Origin of the sequence: Mesorhizobium sp. Root552 (assembly GCF_001427285.1) — a bacterium.
Classification (GTDB): Bacteria; Pseudomonadota; Alphaproteobacteria; order Rhizobiales; family Rhizobiaceae; genus Mesorhizobium.
The window spans coordinates 84,467-103,622 of sequence record NZ_LMFV01000012.1; the positions used below are offsets into that span (position 1 = coordinate 84,467).

19 protein-coding genes are annotated in these 19,156 nt (G+C 61.2%); 7 read left to right on the top strand and 12 right to left on the bottom strand.

The annotated features are described in order from the left end of the window. Positions 1 to 918 carry a branched-chain amino acid ABC transporter permease gene (locus tag ASD50_RS06725; RefSeq protein ID WP_056237857.1) on the bottom strand — a complete coding sequence of 306 codons (918 nt, stop codon included), beginning with the start codon at positions 916 to 918 and terminating at the stop codon, positions 1 to 3. A gap of 194 nt (positions 919 to 1,112) precedes the next feature. Here ASD50_RS06725 and ASD50_RS06730 point away from each other — a divergent pair, with 194 nt between their 5' ends. The 4 genes from ASD50_RS06730 to ASD50_RS06745 all read left to right on the top strand — a co-directional run bounded on the left by ASD50_RS06730 (position 1,113) and on the right by ASD50_RS06745 (position 5,122). Further along, on the top strand, positions 1,113 to 2,243 hold the full coding sequence (locus ASD50_RS06730; protein WP_056237860.1) for a branched-chain amino acid ABC transporter substrate-binding protein: 1,131 nt from the start codon (positions 1,113 to 1,115) through the stop codon (positions 2,241 to 2,243). Positions 2,244 to 2,349: 106 nt separating this feature from the next. Continuing rightward, positions 2,350 to 3,441, top strand: coding sequence for an ABC transporter ATP-binding protein (locus ASD50_RS06735; RefSeq protein ID WP_056237863.1), 1,092 nt, complete (start codon positions 2,350 to 2,352; stop codon positions 3,439 to 3,441). After that, positions 3,438 to 4,337 (top strand): ABC transporter permease, encoded by a 900-nt coding sequence (locus tag ASD50_RS06740; protein WP_056237868.1) that lies wholly within the window; start codon positions 3,438 to 3,440, stop codon positions 4,335 to 4,337. The genes ASD50_RS06735 and ASD50_RS06740 overlap by 4 nt, the downstream gene beginning before the upstream one ends. After that, positions 4,334 to 5,122, top strand: coding sequence for an ABC transporter permease (locus ASD50_RS06745; RefSeq protein WP_056237871.1), 789 nt, complete (start codon positions 4,334 to 4,336; stop codon positions 5,120 to 5,122). The genes ASD50_RS06740 and ASD50_RS06745 overlap by 4 nt, the downstream gene beginning before the upstream one ends. 17 nt (positions 5,123 to 5,139) lie before the next feature. Here ASD50_RS06745 and ASD50_RS06750 read toward each other — a convergent pair whose 3' ends face one another. Next, positions 5,140 to 7,347 carry an Ig-like domain-containing protein gene (locus ASD50_RS06750; RefSeq protein WP_056237874.1) on the bottom strand — a complete coding sequence of 736 codons (2,208 nt, stop codon included), beginning with the start codon at positions 7,345 to 7,347 and terminating at the stop codon, positions 5,140 to 5,142. A 550-nt stretch (positions 7,348 to 7,897) separates the two neighbouring features. Between ASD50_RS06750 and ASD50_RS06755 the strand changes: the two genes are divergently transcribed. Continuing rightward, complete coding sequence (locus ASD50_RS06755) at positions 7,898 to 9,103, top strand: aromatic ring-hydroxylating oxygenase subunit alpha (protein WP_056237879.1); 1,206 nt, start codon at positions 7,898 to 7,900, stop codon at positions 9,101 to 9,103. A gap of 9 nt (positions 9,104 to 9,112) precedes the next feature. On the opposite strand, the gene ASD50_RS06760 is transcribed toward ASD50_RS06755, so the two are convergent. From ASD50_RS06760 to ASD50_RS06790, 7 genes are all read right to left on the bottom strand, one after another. Further along, positions 9,113 to 9,634, bottom strand: coding sequence for an RNA pyrophosphohydrolase (locus ASD50_RS06760; RefSeq protein ID WP_056237884.1), 522 nt, complete (start codon positions 9,632 to 9,634; stop codon positions 9,113 to 9,115). Positions 9,635 to 9,655: 21 nt separating this feature from the next. Next, positions 9,656 to 10,828, bottom strand: a complete 1,173-nt coding sequence (locus ASD50_RS06765; protein WP_056237887.1) for a divergent polysaccharide deacetylase family protein — start codon at positions 10,826 to 10,828, stop codon at positions 9,656 to 9,658. A gap of 88 nt (positions 10,829 to 10,916) precedes the next feature. Beyond that, on the bottom strand, positions 10,917 to 12,242 hold the full coding sequence (locus tag ASD50_RS06770; RefSeq protein ID WP_056237891.1) for a S41 family peptidase: 1,326 nt from the start codon (positions 12,240 to 12,242) through the stop codon (positions 10,917 to 10,919). 1 nt (position 12,243) lies between these two features. Continuing rightward, the gene (locus ASD50_RS06775) at positions 12,244 to 13,527 is read right to left on the bottom strand and encodes a murein hydrolase activator EnvC family protein (protein ID WP_056237895.1); all 1,284 of its coding nucleotides are present in this window, start codon (positions 13,525 to 13,527) and stop codon (positions 12,244 to 12,246) included. Positions 13,528 to 13,640: 113 nt separating this feature from the next. Continuing rightward, the gene (gene rlmH / locus ASD50_RS06780; protein WP_056237897.1) at positions 13,641 to 14,123 is read right to left on the bottom strand and encodes a 23S rRNA (pseudouridine(1915)-N(3))-methyltransferase RlmH; all 483 of its coding nucleotides are present in this window, start codon (positions 14,121 to 14,123) and stop codon (positions 13,641 to 13,643) included. Positions 14,124 to 14,245: 122 nt separating this feature from the next. Continuing rightward, positions 14,246 to 14,617: a ribosome silencing factor gene (rsfS, locus tag ASD50_RS06785; protein ID WP_056238716.1), complete on the bottom strand. Its 372-nt coding sequence runs from the start codon at positions 14,615 to 14,617 to the stop codon at positions 14,246 to 14,248. A gap of 160 nt (positions 14,618 to 14,777) precedes the next feature. After that, positions 14,778 to 15,161, bottom strand: coding sequence for a hypothetical protein (locus ASD50_RS06790; protein WP_056237900.1), 384 nt, complete (start codon positions 15,159 to 15,161; stop codon positions 14,778 to 14,780). Positions 15,162 to 15,187: 26 nt separating this feature from the next. On the opposite strand from ASD50_RS06790, the gene ASD50_RS06795 reads away from it, so the two are divergent. Further along, complete coding sequence (locus ASD50_RS06795; protein ID WP_056237902.1) at positions 15,188 to 16,228, top strand: RluA family pseudouridine synthase; 1,041 nt, start codon at positions 15,188 to 15,190, stop codon at positions 16,226 to 16,228. Between the two features lie 304 nt (positions 16,229 to 16,532). After that, positions 16,533 to 17,444 (top strand): RNA polymerase sigma factor RpoH, encoded by a 912-nt coding sequence (gene rpoH, locus ASD50_RS06800; RefSeq protein WP_056237904.1) that lies wholly within the window; start codon positions 16,533 to 16,535, stop codon positions 17,442 to 17,444. 114 nt (positions 17,445 to 17,558) lie between these two features. On the opposite strand, the gene ASD50_RS06805 is transcribed toward rpoH, so the two are convergent. From ASD50_RS06805 to ASD50_RS06815, 3 genes are all read right to left on the bottom strand, one after another. After that, a complete protein-coding gene (locus ASD50_RS06805) occupies positions 17,559 to 18,218 on the bottom strand; it encodes a peroxiredoxin (protein WP_056237907.1) in 660 nt (219 codons plus the stop codon). A 211-nt stretch (positions 18,219 to 18,429) separates the two neighbouring features. After that, positions 18,430 to 18,795 (bottom strand): cell division protein ZapA, encoded by a 366-nt coding sequence (locus ASD50_RS06810; RefSeq protein ID WP_056237911.1) that lies wholly within the window; start codon positions 18,793 to 18,795, stop codon positions 18,430 to 18,432. A gap of 16 nt (positions 18,796 to 18,811) precedes the next feature. Next, positions 18,812 to 19,084: a DUF4164 domain-containing protein gene (locus ASD50_RS06815; protein ID WP_056237915.1), complete on the bottom strand. Its 273-nt coding sequence runs from the start codon at positions 19,082 to 19,084 to the stop codon at positions 18,812 to 18,814. Between the last annotated feature and the right edge of the window lie 72 nt (positions 19,085 to 19,156).

Sequence of the window (19,156 nt, forward strand, 5' to 3'; positions counted from 1 at the left end):
CTACACTTTCTCCATCACTGGCCGTCCCAGCAAACCGGCCGGACGGAAGATGAGCACGACGATGACCAGCAGGAAGACGAATACCAGACGGTAGGAAGCGCCGTCCGGCACGAAGGTCTGCGCGAGTACCTCGATGCCGGCGATGATCAAGCCGCCGAGGATAGCGCCCGGCATGGAGCCTAGGCCGCCAATGACGGCGGCGGAGAAACCGAGCAGGCCGGCCATGACGCCGAAGTCGAACCGCGTGACGCCCGCATAGCTGGCGAAGAGGAGGCCAGCTATGGCCCCGATGGCGGAAGCGATGAAGAAGGTGGCGCGGAAAACGCGCGTATCGCGGATGCCCATCATGCGGGCGATGACGCGATCTTCGGAAGCGGCGCGAATGCGCAGGCCCAACGGCGTCATCTTCAGGAAGAAGAACAGCAGGGCGACGAGCGCGATGGTGAGCAGGACCACCAGCAGCGCAAACCAGCTTATCGGCACGGTGCCGACTTCGAAGGCGACGCCCGAAACCAGGCGCGGGAAGGCATGCGGATTGGAGCCTTGCGGGTAAAGATGGCGGATCAGTTCGCGGATGACGATGCCGAGGGCGACCGTGGCTACCAGCGCCATCATTGCCGGCGCATCGCGGAAGCGGCGGATCACCGTCTTGTCCAGCACGATGCCGATGACGCCGACCGCCAGGGCGGCTGCAAGCGCGGCAACGATCAGCCATGCCGGGCCTGACACGCCGACTGCGGTTGCCAGTAATTGAACCAGCGCCAGCGAGATGAAGGGCGCCGTCATGGCCACGTCGCCATGAGAAAAGTGGATGACGTTGAGCACGCCGAAGATCAGGCTGAAGCCGATTGCCAGCAGGGCATAGATGCAGCCAAGGGTTATCCAGTTCACCAATTGCTGGACAAGCAGTTCCGCCATCTGACCCTTCTTTCGATTAGAGCGGCACGATTACCAGCGCCTCCCGGGCGCGCACATAATGAATCTCCGAAGTCACAGATAGCAATTTCCGAATTTCGTGAGCAGTCACGCATAAATACACTTCAACTCAGCCGACGATCGGGATCGGCCGGGCCGCTACGACGGCGGCAGACAATTCTGTTGAGGTGGAACCAATGTTAAACAGGCGCACTGCGCTCATGCGCGTATCGTCAATTCTGGCCGGATCACTGCTTGCCATCGCGCTCGGCGCTGCCCAGGCACAGGCCGACCAGATCAAGCTCGGCTTTATCGGGCCGCTGTCCGGCGGCAACGCGCAACAGGGTCTCGGCGCCCGCAACGGCTTCCTTCTGGCCATAGAGCAGGCCAATGCCAGCGGCTATCCGCATCAGGTCGAAGCGGTGGTCCTGGACGATGCCTCCGATCCGGCGGTCGGCGTTTCGGCTGCGCAGAAGCTGATCAACGATCCCGCGGTGATCGCGGCTAGCGGACACTGGAACAGCTCCGTGGCGCTCGCCACGATCCCGGTTTTCAACCGCGCACAAATGCCGTTCATCGTATGGGGCGCCGTCAGCCCGAAGATCACGGAGCAGAATTTGCCCAACGTCACCCGCGTGACGCCGACGCTGGTCAACGAGAACAAGCCGCTGGCCGAAGCGATTGCCAAGGACGGCAAGATCAAGAAGATCGCCATCATCTCCGATACGACGGACTATGGCGCGGCCAACACCAAGTGGTTCGGCGATTTCTTCAAGGCAGCCGGCGGCGAGATCGTCGCTTCGGATGCCGCCGCTGTCGGCACCACCGACTTCCGCGCCATGCTGACGACGGCAAAGGCGGCATCGCCGGATGCGATCTATTTCGGCGGCGTAGTGACCGAAGCCGCGCTCGTGCGCAGCCAGATGGCAGACCTCGGCATGGGTTCGCTGCCGATGTACGGCATTTCGGGCATCTACGATCCGAAGTTCATCGAGATCGCCGGCGCCGCCGCTGAAGGCACTATCGTCGGCACGCCTTCGGTGCAGAGCAATCCGAAGCTCGAAGAGTTCGACAAGGCCTATGCAGCCAAGGGCTATACCGACCCTGCCGGTTCCTACGCCAAATATGCCTACGAGGCCGCGCAGATCCTTCTCGAGGTGATCAAGGAGAAGGGTACGGAAGACAAGGAAGCGCTGAGCAAGGCGATCCGCGAAATCCACCACAACGGTATTCTCGGCGAGGTTTCCTTCGATGAGAACGGCCAGACCAACATGGCCGTCGAAATCGACCTCCACGTCGTTCGCGACGGCAAGTGGGTGGACATGTAAGCACAGACGAGGACCTTACGCGTCGCCCCTGACCGGGCGGCGCGTTGCCTTTTGGACCGCGGCGTATTTTATTCAAACGTCTTCAACGACCCTTCCGGAGCAGCCCATGGATCGCAACAGTCCGCATCGGCAAGGGAAAGCGGTCGAGATCAAGGGTGTGTCGAAAGTCTTCGGCACCTTCCAGGCGCTGAAGCCGGTCACCTTCGACATCTATGAAAACGAGTTTTTCACGCTGCTGGGGCCAAGCGGCTGCGGCAAGACCACGCTTTTGCGAATGATCGCCGGCTTCGAGCAACCGACCACAGGCGAAATCGCGCTGCGTGGCGCAAACATCCAGGGGCTGCCGCCGCACCGGCGGCGCGTCAATACGGTATTCCAGAGCTACGCGCTGTTTCCGCATATGACGCTGGAGCAGAACATCGCCTTCGGGCTGGAAAATCTCGGCTGGGAAAAGCAGCGCCGTGAGGCGCGCGTGGCCGACATGCTGCGGCTGGTGCATATGGAGAAGTTTGCAGCGCGCAAGCCGCAACAACTCTCCGGCGGCCAGCGGCAGCGCATTGCGCTTGCCCGTGCGCTGGCACCGGAGCCTGAAGTGCTTTTGCTCGACGAGCCGCTGTCAGCGCTCGACCTAAAGTTGAGGCAAGCGATGCGCGACGAGCTGAGGACGCTGCAACGGCAGACGGGCATCACCTTTGTCTTCGTGACGCACGACCAGGAAGAAGCGCTCGATATGTCGGATCATATCTGTGTGCTGGGCGACGGCGAAATCCAGCAATTGGGAACGCCTGCCGAAATCTACGAGGAGCCGTCAAACCGTTTCGTGGCCGACTTCATCGGCGAGACCAACTTCCTCGATGCGGAGGTGATGGCCGTTGAAGGCGAGCGTGCGACGGTGAAGGTGTCGCTCGGCATGACGCTTAACGCGCCGCAGAAGAAGGCGGAAACCGGCCGTTCGGCTGTCATGTCGATCCGGCCGGAAAAGATCAGTATTCCCGCGCAGGACGGGCAGATTTCGATGGAGGGCACGATCGTCGGGGTCAACTATCTCGGCGGCTATACCTACTACATGGTTGAGACGGGCAAGACGAAGCTGCGCGTTTCGCTGCGCAACAGCGTCTCTCGAAGCGGCATGTTCGAGGTCGGCCAGCCGATCGAGGTCGGCTTCGCCGCCGATTCCGCCAGAGTGCTTGGCGCATGACGCCGCGCTGGAAAAATCCGGGCTGGAATGTATGGGGGTTGTTGCCGACCCACCTGATCATGCTTTGCACGCTGATCATTCCAATCGGCATCATCATTCTCGTCTCATTTTCGACGCGCGGACCGTATGGCGGCTTCGATTATGTGTTCACGACCGCACCCTACAAGCAGATCCTGTTCAACGAGGGCTGGACCGGCGAGCTCGAGTTCAATCCGCAATACCTGATCGTGGTTGGACGCACGCTGATCCTGTCGACGGTGACGACGCTGATCTGCCTGCTCCTCAGTTTCCCGGTCGCCTATTTCATCTCGCTTCAGAAGGCGACGCTCAAGGTGATGCTGATCTACCTGGTCACGCTGCCGTTCTGGGTCTCGATGATCGTGCGGGTCTATTCGTGGATCATCATTCTGGGCAATGACGGGGTGATCGAGAAGACGTTGCGCTTCCTCGGCCTTATCGATGACATGGACAGCCTTCTGCACGGCGACTTCGCCATGCTGGTGGGGCTGGTCTACAGCTACATTCCGCTGATGATCCTGCCCATCTTCGCCTCGATCGAGAAACTCGATGGCGCCTTGGTGGAAGCCTCCCACGATCTTTACGGCAGCCGCTGGACGACATTGCGCAGGGTGATCGTGCCGCTCAGCCAACCCGGCATGCTCGCAGGCTCGATCCTCGTCTTCGTGCCCTGCCTTGGCGCGGTGCTCGAGCCGATGATCCTCGGCGGCGGCAAGACGATGATGATGGGCAACCTGATCCAGCTCCAGTTCGGCCCGGCCCGCAACTGGCCGCTGGGCGCTGCCATTTCCATCGTGCTGATGTCGGCGGTGCTGATATTCCTGTTGTGGCGCGGCTTGCGGGCGGTGCGCAAGGAAAGCCGGGAGCTCCTGGCATGACTGCCAAAACCGATGTCAGGCGCTATCCAGGGTTCGGCCTGTTCAGCCTGTTGTTCTTTGTCTACCTCTACCTGCCGATCTCGGTAGTGGTTTTCTATTCCTTCAACGCCAATCGGATCGTGGCCAACTGGGGCGGGTTCTCGCTCCATTGGTATACCGCAGCCCTTTCCAACGCAGCACTGGTCAATGCAGTCAACACCTCGCTGTTCGTCGCAACGATTGCGACGGTCGTCTCGACCATCGTTGCCATGATGGCGGCCCTTGTGCTGGTGCGCGGCAAGCAGGTGCGTTACCGGCGCGTCTCGGAAACGGTGGTGAACCTGCCGCTGCTCCTGCCCGAAATCGTCGTTGCGGTGGCGGTGCTGATCCTGTTTTCGGAACTTGGAATTTCCAACGGGCTGCTGAAGCTGACGATCGCGCACACGACGTTTTGCATCCCGTTCGCCTTCCTTCCGATCCGGGCGCGTTTGCAGGGCATGGACAGTGACCTCGAAGATGCGGCCCGCGACCTCTACGCGTCGAGCTGGACGGCGTTCCGGCGTGTGACCTTTCCGCTGATCCTGCCGGGGGTGTTCAGCGGCGCGATGCTGGCATTCGTCATCTCCATGGACGACTTCATCACCAGCAACCTGTTGAACTCCGGCGGCGCGACGACGTTGCCGGTGTATATTTTCTCGCTGATCAAGCAGGGCGTCTCGCCCCAACTCAACGCCATTTCGACGCTAATCATGATTGCGTCGGTGGTGCTGGCGACAGCCGCGTTCCTGGTTCAACGCAAGAAGTAGCCGAACCGCTCGAGCATTCAGTTCGAGGCTGAAGTCTGGGAATAAATCGCCCTGTAGCGACCGGAGAGGCCCTGAAACAGGCCATATTCCACGCCCTTGCGGGTTTCCGCCGAGAAAGCGACTTCATCGCCGTTGCGCCGCAGTTCGATCAGCCGCCCGGCTGCCGAGTGGAGCGGCAGCATCCCCTGCAGCATGTCGGCGGTACGCCCATCCGCTTTCAGGTCGAAGGTGAGAGTACCGGCCTGCCAACTGGCAATGTCGAAGGAGGACGCATAGCGGCCATCGGCCCAGTCGAGCATCTGCTGGACGGAGACCATGGGAACGCCACGCTTTGTGGCGATCTCCATCAACTGCACGTCGAAATCGTTGTGAAAGTCGTAGTGGGTGCCGAATGCGCCGTAGTAGCCCTCGGGGCCGGTGGCACGGTCGAGGAGGGCAGCGACGGCTTCCGGCGCGGACGCGAAGACCTCGTCGACCAGATGGGTCTCCTGCTGGTAGACGTTGATCAGTTCGCCATCGGTGTCGCTGAAGCGCATCGGCAGGCCGGAGCCGGTCATGAAACCGGTCTGGCCCTTTATCCAGTCCTTGGGCCAGTAGTAGTAGTTCATGTCGTAGCGTATGCCCCAGCTGCGGCCGATCTTGGGCTGGCTGGCGTAGTCGCTCCAGACGATGCAATGCAGCCGACTTCCCTGTTGCGGCGAGAGGCTCGGGAAGGTCTGGCGGAATTTCTCGAGGTCGCGCGAAAAGGCCAGGTTGAGCGACTGCTCCGACCAGTTGTGGCAGTAGGTGCTGACATGCGAGCCGATGTCGAAGCCCTGTGCCGCATAGGTCGCCGCCTGGCGGTCCACCATGCCCGATGTCTCATACATCCACGATGTCGCGCGAGCGCATTCCCATTTCGCGGGATCGCATCCCTTCGGGCTGAGCGCCAGCATACGGTCGAACGAGTCCCGCGTGCCGGAGCCTGTGCCGTGATCGTCGGCGGCCATGACCAGCACTGCCTTGGCGCCCTTGGGGAAATACCAGAATTTCGGCAAAGGGGTGGCGTCGTAGGTCAGGTAGGCGATCAGGTTAGACAGCAGGCGCATGTTCTCGTCGGCCTGCGGGATGGTGATCTTGTCGAGATTGACGAAATCGGGCTGAGGGTTCCGCGCGGCAGCTGCATAGAACAGGTCGTTGGGCCGAACAGGCTCGAGGCCGTCGCGGTCCTGCCCTGCCCAATCCGGATTGCCCTGGCGGGTGAGGACGGTCGAGCGAGCCAGATCGAAAGTGAAGGCGGCCACCTGACCGCCGGCGTCGCCCATGCCGCGCACCGTGACGGCGGGCGCATCGGCCGATGTGTCTGCGTCGCGGAAAAGCGTTGCAACGGTATGGACCCCTTCGGACGGCGCGACGATATCGGCGGTGCCGTGAAACTGGATCGTCTCGGCGACGAGCCCCTTCGCCGGCGCCGCTGCCGTATCCATTTTAAGATAACCGTCCTCGACTGCGCCTGAGGGAGAGGACAGGCCGGCCAGTTCGGCAAGATTGCCCGAGGGCCGCATCGCAATGAGCTTGCCGCCCTCCATTACCCATGACTGCAACATGGCCAGTTTGCCGGGATCGGAAACCGGGCCCGATACGATCGCAACCGAATGCGCATCGAGGAGGGCGTCATCCAGCTTGGCGATGTCCACGCTGAGGAAGCTCGTCAACCCTTCGGCCCTGAGGATCTCGCTGTAGAACGCCTCGAACGGGTTCTGGCCTGTCGTGATGAGCATGATCGGTCCGCCGTGCCCGGTGACGAGCGGCAGCTTCTGCGGGACGCTGAAATGCCATGCCTTAGGCTGGCCCTGGCCGATCGTGACGCCAACCTTGATCTGGCCGGGAGCGAGAGGCTGGTTTGGCGTGAAGGTAGCGGTCGTCAGCAGATCGTCGAACCTGACCGAACCGTTGACGGGGTTGCCTTCGTTGTCGCTCAGGTGAAAATCGACGGCCTCCGCCGACCTGCCGAGCTGGCGGTCGAAACTCACCTGTATCTTGGTGCCCGCGGGCACTTCGGTTGTCCCGTTGGCCGGGAAAACAGCTGTTATGGAGGGTGGCTCGTAGTAAACATCATGGGCTATGCGCGCGACGCCGGGGAACACGGCGAAAATGCCCAAGGCAAGAGTGCAGATCGCGGCAAGGCCGGCCACTTTCGTCCAGCGGCGGGCATTTCGGTAGGACTTCAAAAAACCAAAACCCATCCACCGCGATCCAAACATGAAATCGCCAATCCGGTCAGTGAGGCGTTGAAAATGATCTGCGTAGCGGTGAAAGTAGCATCTATGAGTGACGACGCAACAAAGGCCAAATGCCTGTTGCCGGCCACCTTAAGGCTGTGTTTCGTGCATCATCTGGAAATATCTGCAAAATTCCGTTCCGACCTAGTCCGGGACTACTCCTTATTACGTAGACACGGATGTAACCGTGCCCTGTGAACAGTGTGGATTGATCGCTGCGACCCCGCCGGCCGCTGCGTGTCTCAAGGCAGCATTGCCGGGACGGCGGCGCAATGCGGACCATATGTAAACCGGCGGGTAATTGACGAGGCGAAATCGATGTCCGTTCGCCTGTGCCAGACATATGTCTAAGACACGGAAACCTTGAGGTTTTTCCGCGCGCCGGAAACGGCAAGGGTGTCCTTCCAGCCCTGCCCCAAAGCTATCGCGAAACTTTCGTAAAGGCGCAAGCCATTGCATTTCAATAGCAAATATGCCTATATTGAATGATTATTCAATAACAGATGAGTTTGCCATGAACCCGCACATTCGTGATGTGGCCATTCCAAACGATTGGGATCGCAGGGGTTTGCCTGGCTGGAGTTACCATTCCAACGCGTTGCTGGAACTGGAGAAAGAATACGTCTTTCGCAACCATTGGCAGATCATCGGCCATGTCAGCGACATGCCGAATGCCGGCGACTACCTGACCATGGACGTGCTTGGCGAACGCGCCTTGGTGGTGCGCGGCAAGGACGGCGAGGTGCGCGGATTCCACAATATCTGCCGGCATCGCGGCTCCCGCGTCGTTGCCGACACGCAAGGCAGTTGCAAGAACGCGCTGGTGTGCCCTTTCCACGGCTGGGTCTACAATCTCGATGGCACGCTGCGCGGTGCTGCGCGCCCGCGCTCCTTCCCCGATCTGGACAAGACCGAATTCGGCCTCATGCCGATCGATCTGGAAATCTGGATGGGTTTGATTTTCATCCGTTTCCGCAATGATGGGCCGCAGCCGTCTGTGGCAGAACTCTTGAAGCCGATCGAGGCGGAGCTTTCGCACTACGGCGTTGCCGACATGGTGCCGTCGTGGGGGATCTGGACGCAGAAAAGCCAGGTTAACTGGAAGTCGGTGCGCGATGTCGACAATGAGGGCTACCACGTCGCAATGGCGCATCCGGCGCTGCAGGATCTCTATGGGGCGACCTATTACGACGAGCCGTTCGTCAACGGCGTTTCCCGTTCGTTTGCCGCCTACAATCCGCATGCGGGACGGCGCTGGAGTGTCAAGAACTACATCAAGATCGCTCCGCAGCCGAAGCATCTGCCGGAGCATCTGAAGAAGGCGTGGATCTATTACGGGATATTCCCGAACGCGGTGATCGCCGCGATGCCCGAATCCGTGCAGTTCTACCAGGAGTTTCCGTTGTCGACCGGCGAGACGCTCTTGCGTGGAGCCATCTATCGCTATCGCGACGAGACCAGGGAACAGGCCGCTGCCCGGTATCTGGCTTTCCGGATCGATCGCGACACCATGGCGGAAGACGTCCAGCTTTCAGTGTGGTCGAACGAATCCATGCTGTCGGAAGCTTTCGGCGGCTTCTTCCTCTCCGACCTCGAATATGGCGTGCGCACCCATCACGACCACCTGCGCAAGATGCTGCCCGTTCTCGACCTGGAGACCGCGCCGGACGAGAAGGACATGTGGGGCATCAACGAGGCAATGCGTTCGAAGAGCCAATAGGTCCTGACCCTACGGAACAAGGTGGCGGAAGGCTGCCACGACCTCTTCGTAGACCTTGCGCTTGAACGGCACCACGAGGCCGGGCAACTCGCCCATCGGTCGCCAGTCCCATTGGTTGAACTCGGCCTTGTGGCCGCCCGGAGGCGGGTTGATCCTGATTTCGCTGTCGTCGCCATCGAAACGGAAGGCGAACCATTTCTGGGTCTGGCCACGATAGCGGCCCTTGAAGGCAATGCCGACAAGATGCGGCGGCAGGTCGTAGTTGATCCAGCGGGGTGCTTCGGCCAGAAGGGTCAGGCTTTTCATGCCGGTTTCTTCAAAAAGCTCGCGGTGGGCTGCCGGAAGCGGCTCTTCGTCTTCGTCGATGCCGCCTTGCGGCATTTGCCACAGCATGCTCGTGCCGGAAAACTCGCTATCAGGCTCGGCGATGCGATGCCCGACCCAAACCCGCCCTTCGCCGTTCAGAACCAGCAAGCCGACACATGGCCGGTAGGGCAGCGATTCGGGATCGACGGGCTTCTTCTTGGACATGTCTGGATTTTCTCTGCAGGCTCAGGGCTTCTTCGGGTCGGCAGCGACAGCCGAGATCGGGACGATTTCAATGCCGCGCAGCTTGGCTTCGTTGGCCCATGAGGCGACGGCATCGACGGTGACGTCAAAGGCCGAACCGATACCAATCGCGAAGCCCTTGGCGCGCGCGGTGGCTTCCAGCTCATCGAGCTTCTTCAGGATGGCGGCGCGATCCTGGGTGGCGTCGATCTGCGTGTCGGCAACGGCAAGCGGCACGCCGTCCTGCGTGGCGAGATCCGGGGCGCGGCTGCGGGACGAGGAGCCATCATCGATATAGCCGAGGCCACGCTTGGCAAGCTCGGCCATGATGGGCGCCATGGCGTCCTGTTCGGCGGTGAAGCGCGCGCCCATGTAGTTCATCACGGCGGTATAGTTGGTGGTGCGCGAGAGCACGCGGCGCAGGCTTACAAGGTTCTGTTCCGGCGTGGCATCGACCGTGAGCGTGTTGCGGCCCGGATTGACAGTCGGATAGTCGAACGGCTCCATCGGCATCTGCATGACGATTTCATGGCCGCGCCGGCGTCCTTCCTCCATCCAGCGGCCGATGCTATTGCCGCCGGAAGCAAAAGCAAGCGTCACTTCGGGCGGAAGCTTGGCGATCGCCGACTGGGTACCGGTCTGCGACACGGCAAGCCCTCCGATGACGATAGCGACGCGCGCGCCGCGCGCACCGGACCACGGCCGGGCGTAGACGTCGAAGGGCCGCCTGCCGTCGGCGGCGCGGATGGGCAGCGGTCCGGTTTCGCTCTGCTCGATAAGCGCCTTGTCGGGGAGATGCGCGACGCGAAGGTCCTGACCGACGGCTGAAGGATCATGAATGACGATGCCGCCGTTCTGGGCCGGGTCGGGCTGGAGATGAATGATTTGTGGGCCATCCGGTTTGGATGCCGTCTCGACCTTCGGCGCTGCCGGCGCCTGGGCAGCGGCGGCAGTTTCAGCCGGCGCAGTCACCTGGGGCGTGGTGGTGGCGACCGGTTGGGGATTGCGCAGGGCAGGTTCGCGCAGCGCAATGGCTGCGGAGACGCCGACAAGCGCGACCACGGCGAGCGCTGCGGCGATCGAACCACGGCTGAGACTGCGCGACTTGGCAGGCGCACGCGGCCCATCCAGGTCCTGTCCCAGCGGCCGTTCGATATCCTTGATGGCGTCAGGCAAGCAGTATCCCCGAATCAAACTGCCGGAACCTTGCGGTCCCGGCAGAATGGCATTGCTTCGATCGGGTCACCAGACCCTGACGGAGCTTCTACTGGTTGAGCACAGCCTTGTCCGGGTTCGGCGGGAAGGCGGCGTCGGTCTTTTCGCCGCGCAGCAACTGCTCGGCATAGATGAGCTGCAGGTCGTCCTTGGGCTCCGGCGGCACATAGGCGGCTGAGCCGGACCCGGTATCGCTTTCGTCGGCGCCCTTGATGTGGCCCTTGAGGTCGGACTCGCCTCTGGTGAGGTCGCGGCCCTGCAATTCGGCCGGCACCGGCTGGTCGACCTTGATGTCGGGCGTGATGCCCTTGCCCTGGATCGATTTGCCCGACGGCGTGTAGTAGAGCGCGGTGGTCAGGCGCAGGGCGCCGTTTTTGCCCAATGGGATGATGGTCTGCACCGAGCCCTTGCCGAAGGATTGCGTGCCGACCACGGTCGCGCGGCGAAGGTCCTGCAAGGCGCCGGCCACGATCTCGGATGCGCTGGCCGAACCGCCGTTGATGAGCACGATCAGCGGCTTTCCGTCGATGTCGTCGCCGGCCTTGGCGTCGAAGCGGGTCACGTCCTTGGGGTCGCGGCCACGGGTGGAGACGATCTCGCCGCGGTCGAGGAACGCATCGGAGACGCTGACCGCCTGGTCGAGCAGGCCGCCGGGGTTGAGGCGCAGATCGAGCACGTAGCCTTTCAGCTTGTCCTTCGGAACCTGCTTCTTGATTGTCTGGATGGCCGATTCCAGATCGTCATAGGTCTTTTCGGTAAAGGACGTGATCTTCATGTAGCCGATGTCGTTTTCGACCCGGAACTTGACTGCCTTGACCTTGATAATGTCGCGCACGACCTTGATTTCCAGCGGCTTGTCGGCGCCCTCGCGCAGGATGGTCAGCGTGATCGGCGTGGAAACCGGGCCGCGCATCTTCTGCACGGCGTCGTTGAGGGTGAGCCCCCTGACTTCCTCGCCGTCGATCTTGGCGATGAAGTCGCCGGCCATGACTCCGGCCTTGGCGGCAGGCGTGTCGTCGATCGGCGTGATCACCTTGACGAGGTCGTTTTCCATGGTGACCTCGATACCCAGGCCGCCAAATTCGCCCTTGGTCTGGACGCGCATGTCCTGCGCCGCCTCGGCGTTCATGTAGGACGAATGCGGATCGAGCGAGGTCAGCATGCCGTTGATGGCATTTTCGACCAGGGACTTGTCGTCAGGCGGCGTAACGTACTGGGCGCGAACGCGCTCGAAGATGTCGCCGAAAATCGCCAGCTGCTTGTAGGTCTCTGAGCCCGCTGCGTTTGCCGCAGAGCCGGGAGCGCCGTAAACCAGGCTCATGGCGGATGCGCCCATAAGCGCACCGGCAAACAGAAGCGAGAATTTCCGCATCATTTCACGTCCTTCCAGAGAAGCGGTCCGCCCACCATGGGGTCGGATCAACGGGTTTTCCATCCTTGCGGAACTCGACATAAAGTTCCGGCGTGGCATCTGCATTCTGTGTCGCCGAGGTGCTTGCCACCCTTGCTTCACCCATCGCGCCGACCGGCTCTCCCGCGAGCACGGATTGACCGGACGCGACGGTCAACCGGTTCATCCCCGCCAGCACGACATGATAGCCGTCGCCGGCATCGAGGATCAAGAGTTGTCCGTAGGAACGAAACGGCCCCGCATAAAGTACGCTCCCGTCCGCCGGGGCGGTTACAATCGCGCCCGATTGTGTCGCAACCATGTCGCCCTGCATCACCGAGCCGTTACCGTCGCCGGCGCCGAAGCGACGCTTGATCTTGCCCGTTACAGGCAAGGCGACCTGGCCGCGCAAGGCGGAAAACGGCACCTGGTCAAGCAACTGATTGGCTTCAGGAACGGGCAGGGCCGCTGTTTCCGACTGATCGACGGCAGCCTTGTGCCTGGCGTCGGTTTCCAGCGAGGCGATCAGTTCCTTCAGGCTCCTGGCCTTATCGGCAAGCTCCCTCGCGCGTTGCTGTTCGGCGACGATTGCGGCCTGGGTTTCGGCCTGGAACTTCTTCTTGGCTTCCAGAAGAAGCGTCAGGCGCTGCTTTTCAGCGATCTGGTCGGTGACCGATTCGGTAAGCTTCACGCGTTCGGCATCGATGGAGGCGGTGATGCGCGAATGTTCCTTGAGGTCGGCCATCAGATCTTCGGTCTGCTCACGCAACTCCGGGACCACGGCGCCAAGCAGAATGGCGCTGCGCACGGAAGCAAGCGCGTCCTCCGGCTTGACCAGGATTGCCGGCGGCGGGCTGATGCCCATGCGCTGCAAAGCTCCGAGCACTTCGGCAAGAACGTCGCGGCGTGAAGCCAGAGATGCACGGATCTTGGCATCCTGCTCCTTCAGGCCATCCAGCTTGGCGCCGATATCCTCAATGTCCTGGCCGAGCTTCTGCTCGGTCTTGGCTGACTGGATGAGGGCCGCAGTGATGCTGGCGTAGTCCTTGCGGACAGAGGCGATATCGGCGGCGAGCCTGGCCATGCGCTCCGACGACAGGGTGATTTCCCTGGTGACGCGCTCGTATTCGGCCTGATTGCTTTGCGGATCGGGCACACCATCGGGAATTGCCTGCGCTTCGGCGCGGCCAGCGAAAAGCAAAAGTGCCGAAGCCACGACGAGGTGGCTGGCACTGCCGCGGGCGTGCTTGACTTGTGCGCGATCTGACATCCGGTCCGACACTAGAGCGATTCTGGTCTCGAATGAATCCCGGGAACCGCTTTCTTCCAGCGCAAATTGATGGAGATTGGGGCGAAAATCCGGGCGACGGCCAATTCCGCCGTTCAGGCGCGGTGATAAGGGTGGCCGGACAGGATCGTTGCGGCACGGTAGAGCTGTTCACCCAGCATGACCCGGACGAGCTGGTGCGGCCAGGTCAGTTCTCCGAACGAGACCACCAGATCCGCCTGATCGCGCAGCGACTGGTCATGGCCATCCGGTCCGCCGATGGCAACGACCAGCGCCTTGCGGCCACCGTCGCGAAACAGGCCGAGACGGCCTGCGAACTCTTCTGATGAAAAATTCTTGCCACGTTCATCGAGCAGGACGAGCGCGCTGCCGGCCTGCAATTGCCCTTGCAGCTTCTGGCCTTCCTCGCGCCGCCGCTCGCTGGCGGTCTGGCCGCGTCCTTCAGGTGTTTCGGTTATGCCAGTGAATTCAAGACCTATGGCCGGCCCTGCCTTGGCGAAGCGCTCGAAATAGCGGTCGGCAAGTTCCTTTTCGGGGCCGGATTTCATGCGGCCCACGGCATGCACGGAGATTTTCATTCCAGGTCCTGGCCGTTGACGATTGCGGAAATCGAAACGCAAGCCGCACTCACTCCGAAAACCTGATCGGTTTTCGACAGGGCTATCCGCGGTTCAGCGCCAGAAAAGCGGCGTGCGCCTTTCTAATGCAGCGTTTCTTCCTCCAGGTCCGGCGCCTGCCACATCTTTTCCAGATTGTAGAAGTCGCGAACCTCCGGCCGGAAGACATGGACGATGATATCGCCGGAATCGATCAGGACCCAGTCGGCGCTGGCCAACCCCTCGACGCGCGCATTGCCGTAGCCGGCATCCTTGAGCGCCTTGAGCAGGTGATCGGCAACAGCCGCGACATGGCGGTTCGATCGGCCCGAGGCGATGACCATGTAGTCGCCCAGGCTCGATTTTCCCTGAATGTCGATTGAGACGATATTTTCGGCCTTGGAGTCTTCCAGACTGACAAGGACTGTATCGATGGCGCGGGTGTCGCTTGCGCTGATCCCGGCCGGCGAAGGCACGATATCGGCCTTCTTCCGCAGTGCTGTTCTCAGTGTCTTTCCTTTCGCATCAAGAACAACCAAATCACCAATCAAATCAGGTGACACTGCTTAGATAGGCAGAGTTCCAATACAGTTTCAAGACGAAGATCACATCCCTTCGAACAGTTGATCGCGACAGTTACTTCGTCCTTACGGCGAAGCGTCCGACCAGGCGCTGCTCGGCGATGTCATAGACGAAGATGACGCGGCCGCCTTCGGCAAGCTCGACGTCCAGGGAAATGCGATTGCCGGAGATCGATTGCGAGACGATCCTTGCGCCGACCGGCAGCACGATATCGCCTTCCATAGGCTGACCGGCCGGCACCTGGATATCGCCGGCGAGCACCGGGGCGGGATTCTCGACGGTGCGCGATTTATAGACAAGGGCCACGATCACCACCATAAGGGCGAGGAACAGAAGGCCGAGATTGATCCCCATGAAGCGGATGAGCTTCTTGCGCACCTTTTCGACCGACGGATCGAGCGGCTTTTCTTCCTCTTCATCGGCATAAGGCCGGGTCATGGCAATTTCCGGAACAGTTTGAACAGATGAGCGCTCATAGCGAACAGGCCAAAAGATTGATAGGGGGCGCTTCGATCGAACTGGAAGCCGGCGCAGATGCGGCAGGCCAGCGCCTCGACCAATGGCTTGCCACGGCGCTTGGCCCAGAGCTTTCGCGCAGCCGCGTGCAGATGCTTATCAAGCAAGGCGCGGTGCGCCTGGGAGGGACGGTCGTCGCGGAAGCCAAGCGCAAGATGGCGGCGGGCGAAGTGGTTTCGGTCGAGATGCCTGAGCCTGAGCCCGCAGAACCGCAGGGCGAGGCAATCGCGCTCGACGTGCTTTACGAGGACGACGAACTGATCGTCATCAACAAGCCGGCCGGGCTGGTCGTCCATCCGGGCGCGGGCAACTGGACCGGGACACTGGTCAACGCCTTGATCCATCACTGCGGGGCAAGCCTGTCGGGGATAGGCGGGGTGAAGCGTCCGGGGATCGTGCACAGGCTGGACAAGGAGACCAGCGGCGTCATGGTGGCGGCCAAGACGGACAGGGCCCACAAGGCGTTGTCGGAAGCCTTTGCCGACCACGGCCGCAGCAGCGGCATGCAACGCGCCTATGTCGCGCTTGTCTGGGGCATTCCGCAGCGGGCAACGGGAACGGTCGATGCGCCGCTCGGCCGCGCCGCTGACCGGGTGCGCCGCGCCGTCGTGCCGGAAAGCCGCGAGGATGCCCGTCATGCCGTGACCCATTACACGATCGAGGAGCGGTACGGAGAGGACCAGTCGCAGTTCACGACTGCCAGCCTTGTCGAATGCCGACTCGAAACCGGCCGGACTCACCAGATAAGGGTGCATATGGCGCATATCGGCCATCCTGTCGTGGGCGACCCCGATTATGGCCAGGCCTTCCGCACCAAGGCCAACCGGCTGCCGGAACCGCTGCGCGGACAAGTGCAGGCGTTTCCGCGGCAGGCACTGCATGCGCGCCTGCTTGAATTCGTCCATCCCGCTACCCATATCCCGATGACATTCGAAGCGCCGATGCCGGGGGACATGGAGGAACTCGTCAGCGGCTTTCGACTTCTCTAGGATTTTGAAGATGGCGGGCTGAAAGCGGCATCATTTCCAGATGCCGGTTCTCAACCCGATGGCTTTGGCCCCGCCATAGTCTTGATCCACGCATCCTGACTTCCCATCAACAATCCTGATCCTGCCACCAGAAAACCTGACTCGCATTGTTCACTTCAGCGTGACAGTCTGTTTCGACTTGAACAAATGCTGTCTTTTCTGGTTTTGTTCCTGTATATAGCTGATTGCGGATGTGCGCTCCAGGCATCCGCGCCATATGCCCGCCGCGTTTTGGGGGCATTACTCGAAGAGAGGAGGGCGCTTTATGGCCCAGTCATTGCCCAGTATTGTTTCCGGAGAAGGCGGCCTGACCCGCTACCTGGAAGAAATCCGCCGCTTTCCCATGCTGCAGCCGCAGGAAGAGTACATGCTTGCCAAGCGTTACGGCGAGCATGACGACACGTCTGCGGCGCACAAGCTGGTCACCAGCCATTTGAGGCTCGTGGCCAAGATCGCCATGGGCTATCGCGGCTATGGCCTGCCGATCGGCGAAGTCATTTCGGAAGGCAATGTCGGCCTGATGCAGGCCGTCAAGAAATTCGAGCCGGAACGCGGTTTCCGGCTGGCTACCTATGCGATGTGGTGGATCAAGGCCTCGATTCAGGAGTACATCCTGCGCTCGTGGAGCCTGGTCAAGATGGGCACCACCGCCAACCAGAAGCGCCTGTTCTTCAACCTGCGCAAGGTGAAGGGCAAGATCCAGGCGCTGGACGACGGCGACCTGAAGCCTGAGCAGATCACCGAGATCGCGACGCGGCTCAACGTCTCCGAAGAGGAGGTGGTGTCGATGAACCGCCGCCTTTCGGGCGACGCATCGCTTAACGCACCTATCCGGGCGACCGAAGGCGAAAGCGGCGAGTGGCAGGATTGGCTGGTCGACGACCATGACAGCCAGGAAGAGATGCTGATCGAGCAGGACGAACTCGACAATCGCCGCAGCATGCTGGCGGGTGCGATGTCGGTGCTGAACGATCGCGAGCGGCGCATCTTCGAGGCGCGCCGGCTCTCCGAGGAGCCGTTGACGCTGGAAGAACTGTCGGCCGAGTTCGACATTTCGCGCGAGCGCGTGCGCCAGATCGAGGTGCGCGCTTTTGAAAAGGTGCAGGATGCGGTCAAGGCCGCCGCCAAGCGCCAGGCCCAGTCCCTGAGGACGATCGACGCCCATCCGGCTGGCTGAGCATTCAGTTGTTGTTGAAAAAGGCGCCGCCGGAATTTCCGGCGGCGCCTTTTTTATTGGAATTGCCCGGAGAGTTTCACGGCGGATCGCTATCGATCCGCCGCTTGTCTCGGATCAAGCCGATGGCTGCTTGGCCTTACGGATGTAGGGCAGGACGGTTTCGAAGGCGCCGAAGCGCTTGAGGGCATCTTCGTCAGAGACCGAACCGGCAATGACGATATCCTCGCCCGGCTTCCAGTCGGCCGGTGTAGAGACCGGGAACTTGGCGGTAAGTTGGATGGAGTCGATGGCGCGCAGGATTTCCTGGAAATTGCGGCCGGTCGACATCGGATAGGTGAGGACCAGCTTGATCTTCTTGTCCGGGCCGATGACGAAGACCGAGCGCACCGTCTGGTTGTCGGCTGGCGTGCGGCCCTCGGAGGTCTCGCCTGCCGTTGCCGGAAGCATGTCATAGAGCTTGGCGACCTTGAGTTCGCGGTCACCGATCATCGGATAATTGACCGCGTGGCCGGTGGCCTTCTGGATGTCGCCCTTCCACTTGTTGTGGCTTTCCACCGGGTCGACCGAAATGCCGATGATCTTGGCGTTGCGCTTGTCGAACTCGCCCTTCAGGCCGGCCATGGTGCCGAGCTCGGTGGTGCAGATCGGAGTGAAATCCTTGGGGTGGGAGAAAAGTACGGCCCAGCCGTCGCCAATCCATTCATGGAAATGAATAGGCCCATCGGTCGTGTCGGCGCTGAAATCCGGAGCGATGTCGTTGATACGGAGGGTCATGGTACTTGCCTGTCCTGACTTTGTTGAAAAATGAAAGCCGTGCAGGCGGGCCTGAGTATATTATTCCTATGCAAGCTCGCCCGTTGCAATGTTTATAGCACCAGATTGCGCTTGGCTCAAAAACGCCGGACGCATGCTGCCTGCATTGGCGAGCAAAATTATTCTCTATATCCAGGCAATAACGATACGTTCATTCTGTGAACGAACGCGATCAATCCTTGCGGATCGTCAGGGTCGAGGCAAGGTCTTCCATGCGCTGCGCCAGCGCGCCCAATGCGCCGGTCAAAGCGGAGTCGTTCTTGTCGGCCTTGGTCAGGGCGTCGTCACGGGTCTTGCGCAAGGTCTGCACCTCGCTTTCCATGCCCTTGATGCGCTTTTGCAGTTCGGAAAGCTCGTCCATGACCATAATGCCGGCCATGACGGTGAGGCGTTGGTCGCCGATCTCGCCGAACGAATCCTTGAGATGCAGAACGTAGCGGTCGAAGCGCTCGGCCAGATCGATAAGATGCTCTTCCTGGCCCTCGTCACAGGCCATGCGGTATTGCTTGCCGTCTATCGAAACCGTCACCTGGGCCATTTCGACACTCTCAATCCTACCTGTCCAGCACCGCGCGGATGGTTTCCATGGCTGTCACCAGCCGGCGCGACACCTCCTTGTTGGCGTCTTCGAGCCGCTCGGCGCGGGCCTCCGAATTGTCAAGCTCCTGAGCCAGGCGCGACCGATCCGCGTTCATGCGCTGCACTTCAGCCTCGGCCTCTGAGTAGTCCCGCTCGTGCTCCAGCCTTGCGGCAACGGCACTCTCCAGGCTTTCCATGGCCTTGCCCAGCCTGGCGATGACTTCCTTGAGCGTGGTGTCCCCGGTCATGGCTCTTATCCTGTCTTTTGCCCATCACCGAATCGTGCGCGTTCAGAACGCGTTATCCTTGAAACATTAGGC

Excerpts from the sequence above, each read along its gene's own strand:
- rpoH (WP_056237904.1), top strand. The coding sequence starts at position 16,533 with ATGGCCCAGTCATTGCCCAGTATTGTTTCCGGAGAAGGCGGCCTGACC.
- ASD50_RS06770 (WP_056237891.1), bottom strand. The coding sequence starts at position 12,242 with ATGATGCGGAAATTCTCGCTTCTGTTTGCCGGTGCGCTTATGGGCGCA.
- ASD50_RS06755 (WP_056237879.1), top strand. The coding sequence starts at position 7,898 with ATGAACCCGCACATTCGTGATGTGGCCATTCCAAACGATTGGGATCGC.
- ASD50_RS06790 (WP_056237900.1), bottom strand. The coding sequence starts at position 15,161 with ATGACCCGGCCTTATGCCGATGAAGAGGAAGAAAAGCCGCTCGATCCG.
- ASD50_RS06810 (WP_056237911.1), bottom strand. The coding sequence starts at position 18,795 with ATGGCCCAGGTGACGGTTTCGATAGACGGCAAGCAATACCGCATGGCC.
- ASD50_RS06805 (WP_056237907.1), bottom strand. The coding sequence starts at position 18,218 with ATGACCCTCCGTATCAACGACATCGCTCCGGATTTCAGCGCCGACACG.
- ASD50_RS06815 (WP_056237915.1), bottom strand. The coding sequence starts at position 19,084 with ATGACCGGGGACACCACGCTCAAGGAAGTCATCGCCAGGCTGGGCAAG.
- ASD50_RS06740 (WP_056237868.1), top strand. The coding sequence starts at position 3,438 with ATGACGCCGCGCTGGAAAAATCCGGGCTGGAATGTATGGGGGTTGTTG.
- ASD50_RS06760 (WP_056237884.1), bottom strand. The coding sequence starts at position 9,634 with ATGTCCAAGAAGAAGCCCGTCGATCCCGAATCGCTGCCCTACCGGCCA.
- ASD50_RS06735 (WP_056237863.1), top strand. The coding sequence starts at position 2,350 with ATGGATCGCAACAGTCCGCATCGGCAAGGGAAAGCGGTCGAGATCAAG.
- ASD50_RS06745 (WP_056237871.1), top strand. The coding sequence starts at position 4,334 with ATGACTGCCAAAACCGATGTCAGGCGCTATCCAGGGTTCGGCCTGTTC.
- ASD50_RS06795 (WP_056237902.1), top strand. The coding sequence starts at position 15,188 with ATGAGCGCTCATAGCGAACAGGCCAAAAGATTGATAGGGGGCGCTTCG.
- ASD50_RS06725 (WP_056237857.1), bottom strand. The coding sequence starts at position 918 with ATGGCGGAACTGCTTGTCCAGCAATTGGTGAACTGGATAACCCTTGGC.
- ASD50_RS06730 (WP_056237860.1), top strand. The coding sequence starts at position 1,113 with ATGTTAAACAGGCGCACTGCGCTCATGCGCGTATCGTCAATTCTGGCC.
- ASD50_RS06750 (WP_056237874.1), bottom strand. The coding sequence starts at position 7,347 with ATGGGTTTTGGTTTTTTGAAGTCCTACCGAAATGCCCGCCGCTGGACG.
- rlmH (WP_056237897.1), bottom strand. The coding sequence starts at position 14,123 with ATGAAAATCTCCGTGCATGCCGTGGGCCGCATGAAATCCGGCCCCGAA.
- ASD50_RS06775 (WP_056237895.1), bottom strand. The coding sequence starts at position 13,527 with ATGTCAGATCGCGCACAAGTCAAGCACGCCCGCGGCAGTGCCAGCCAC.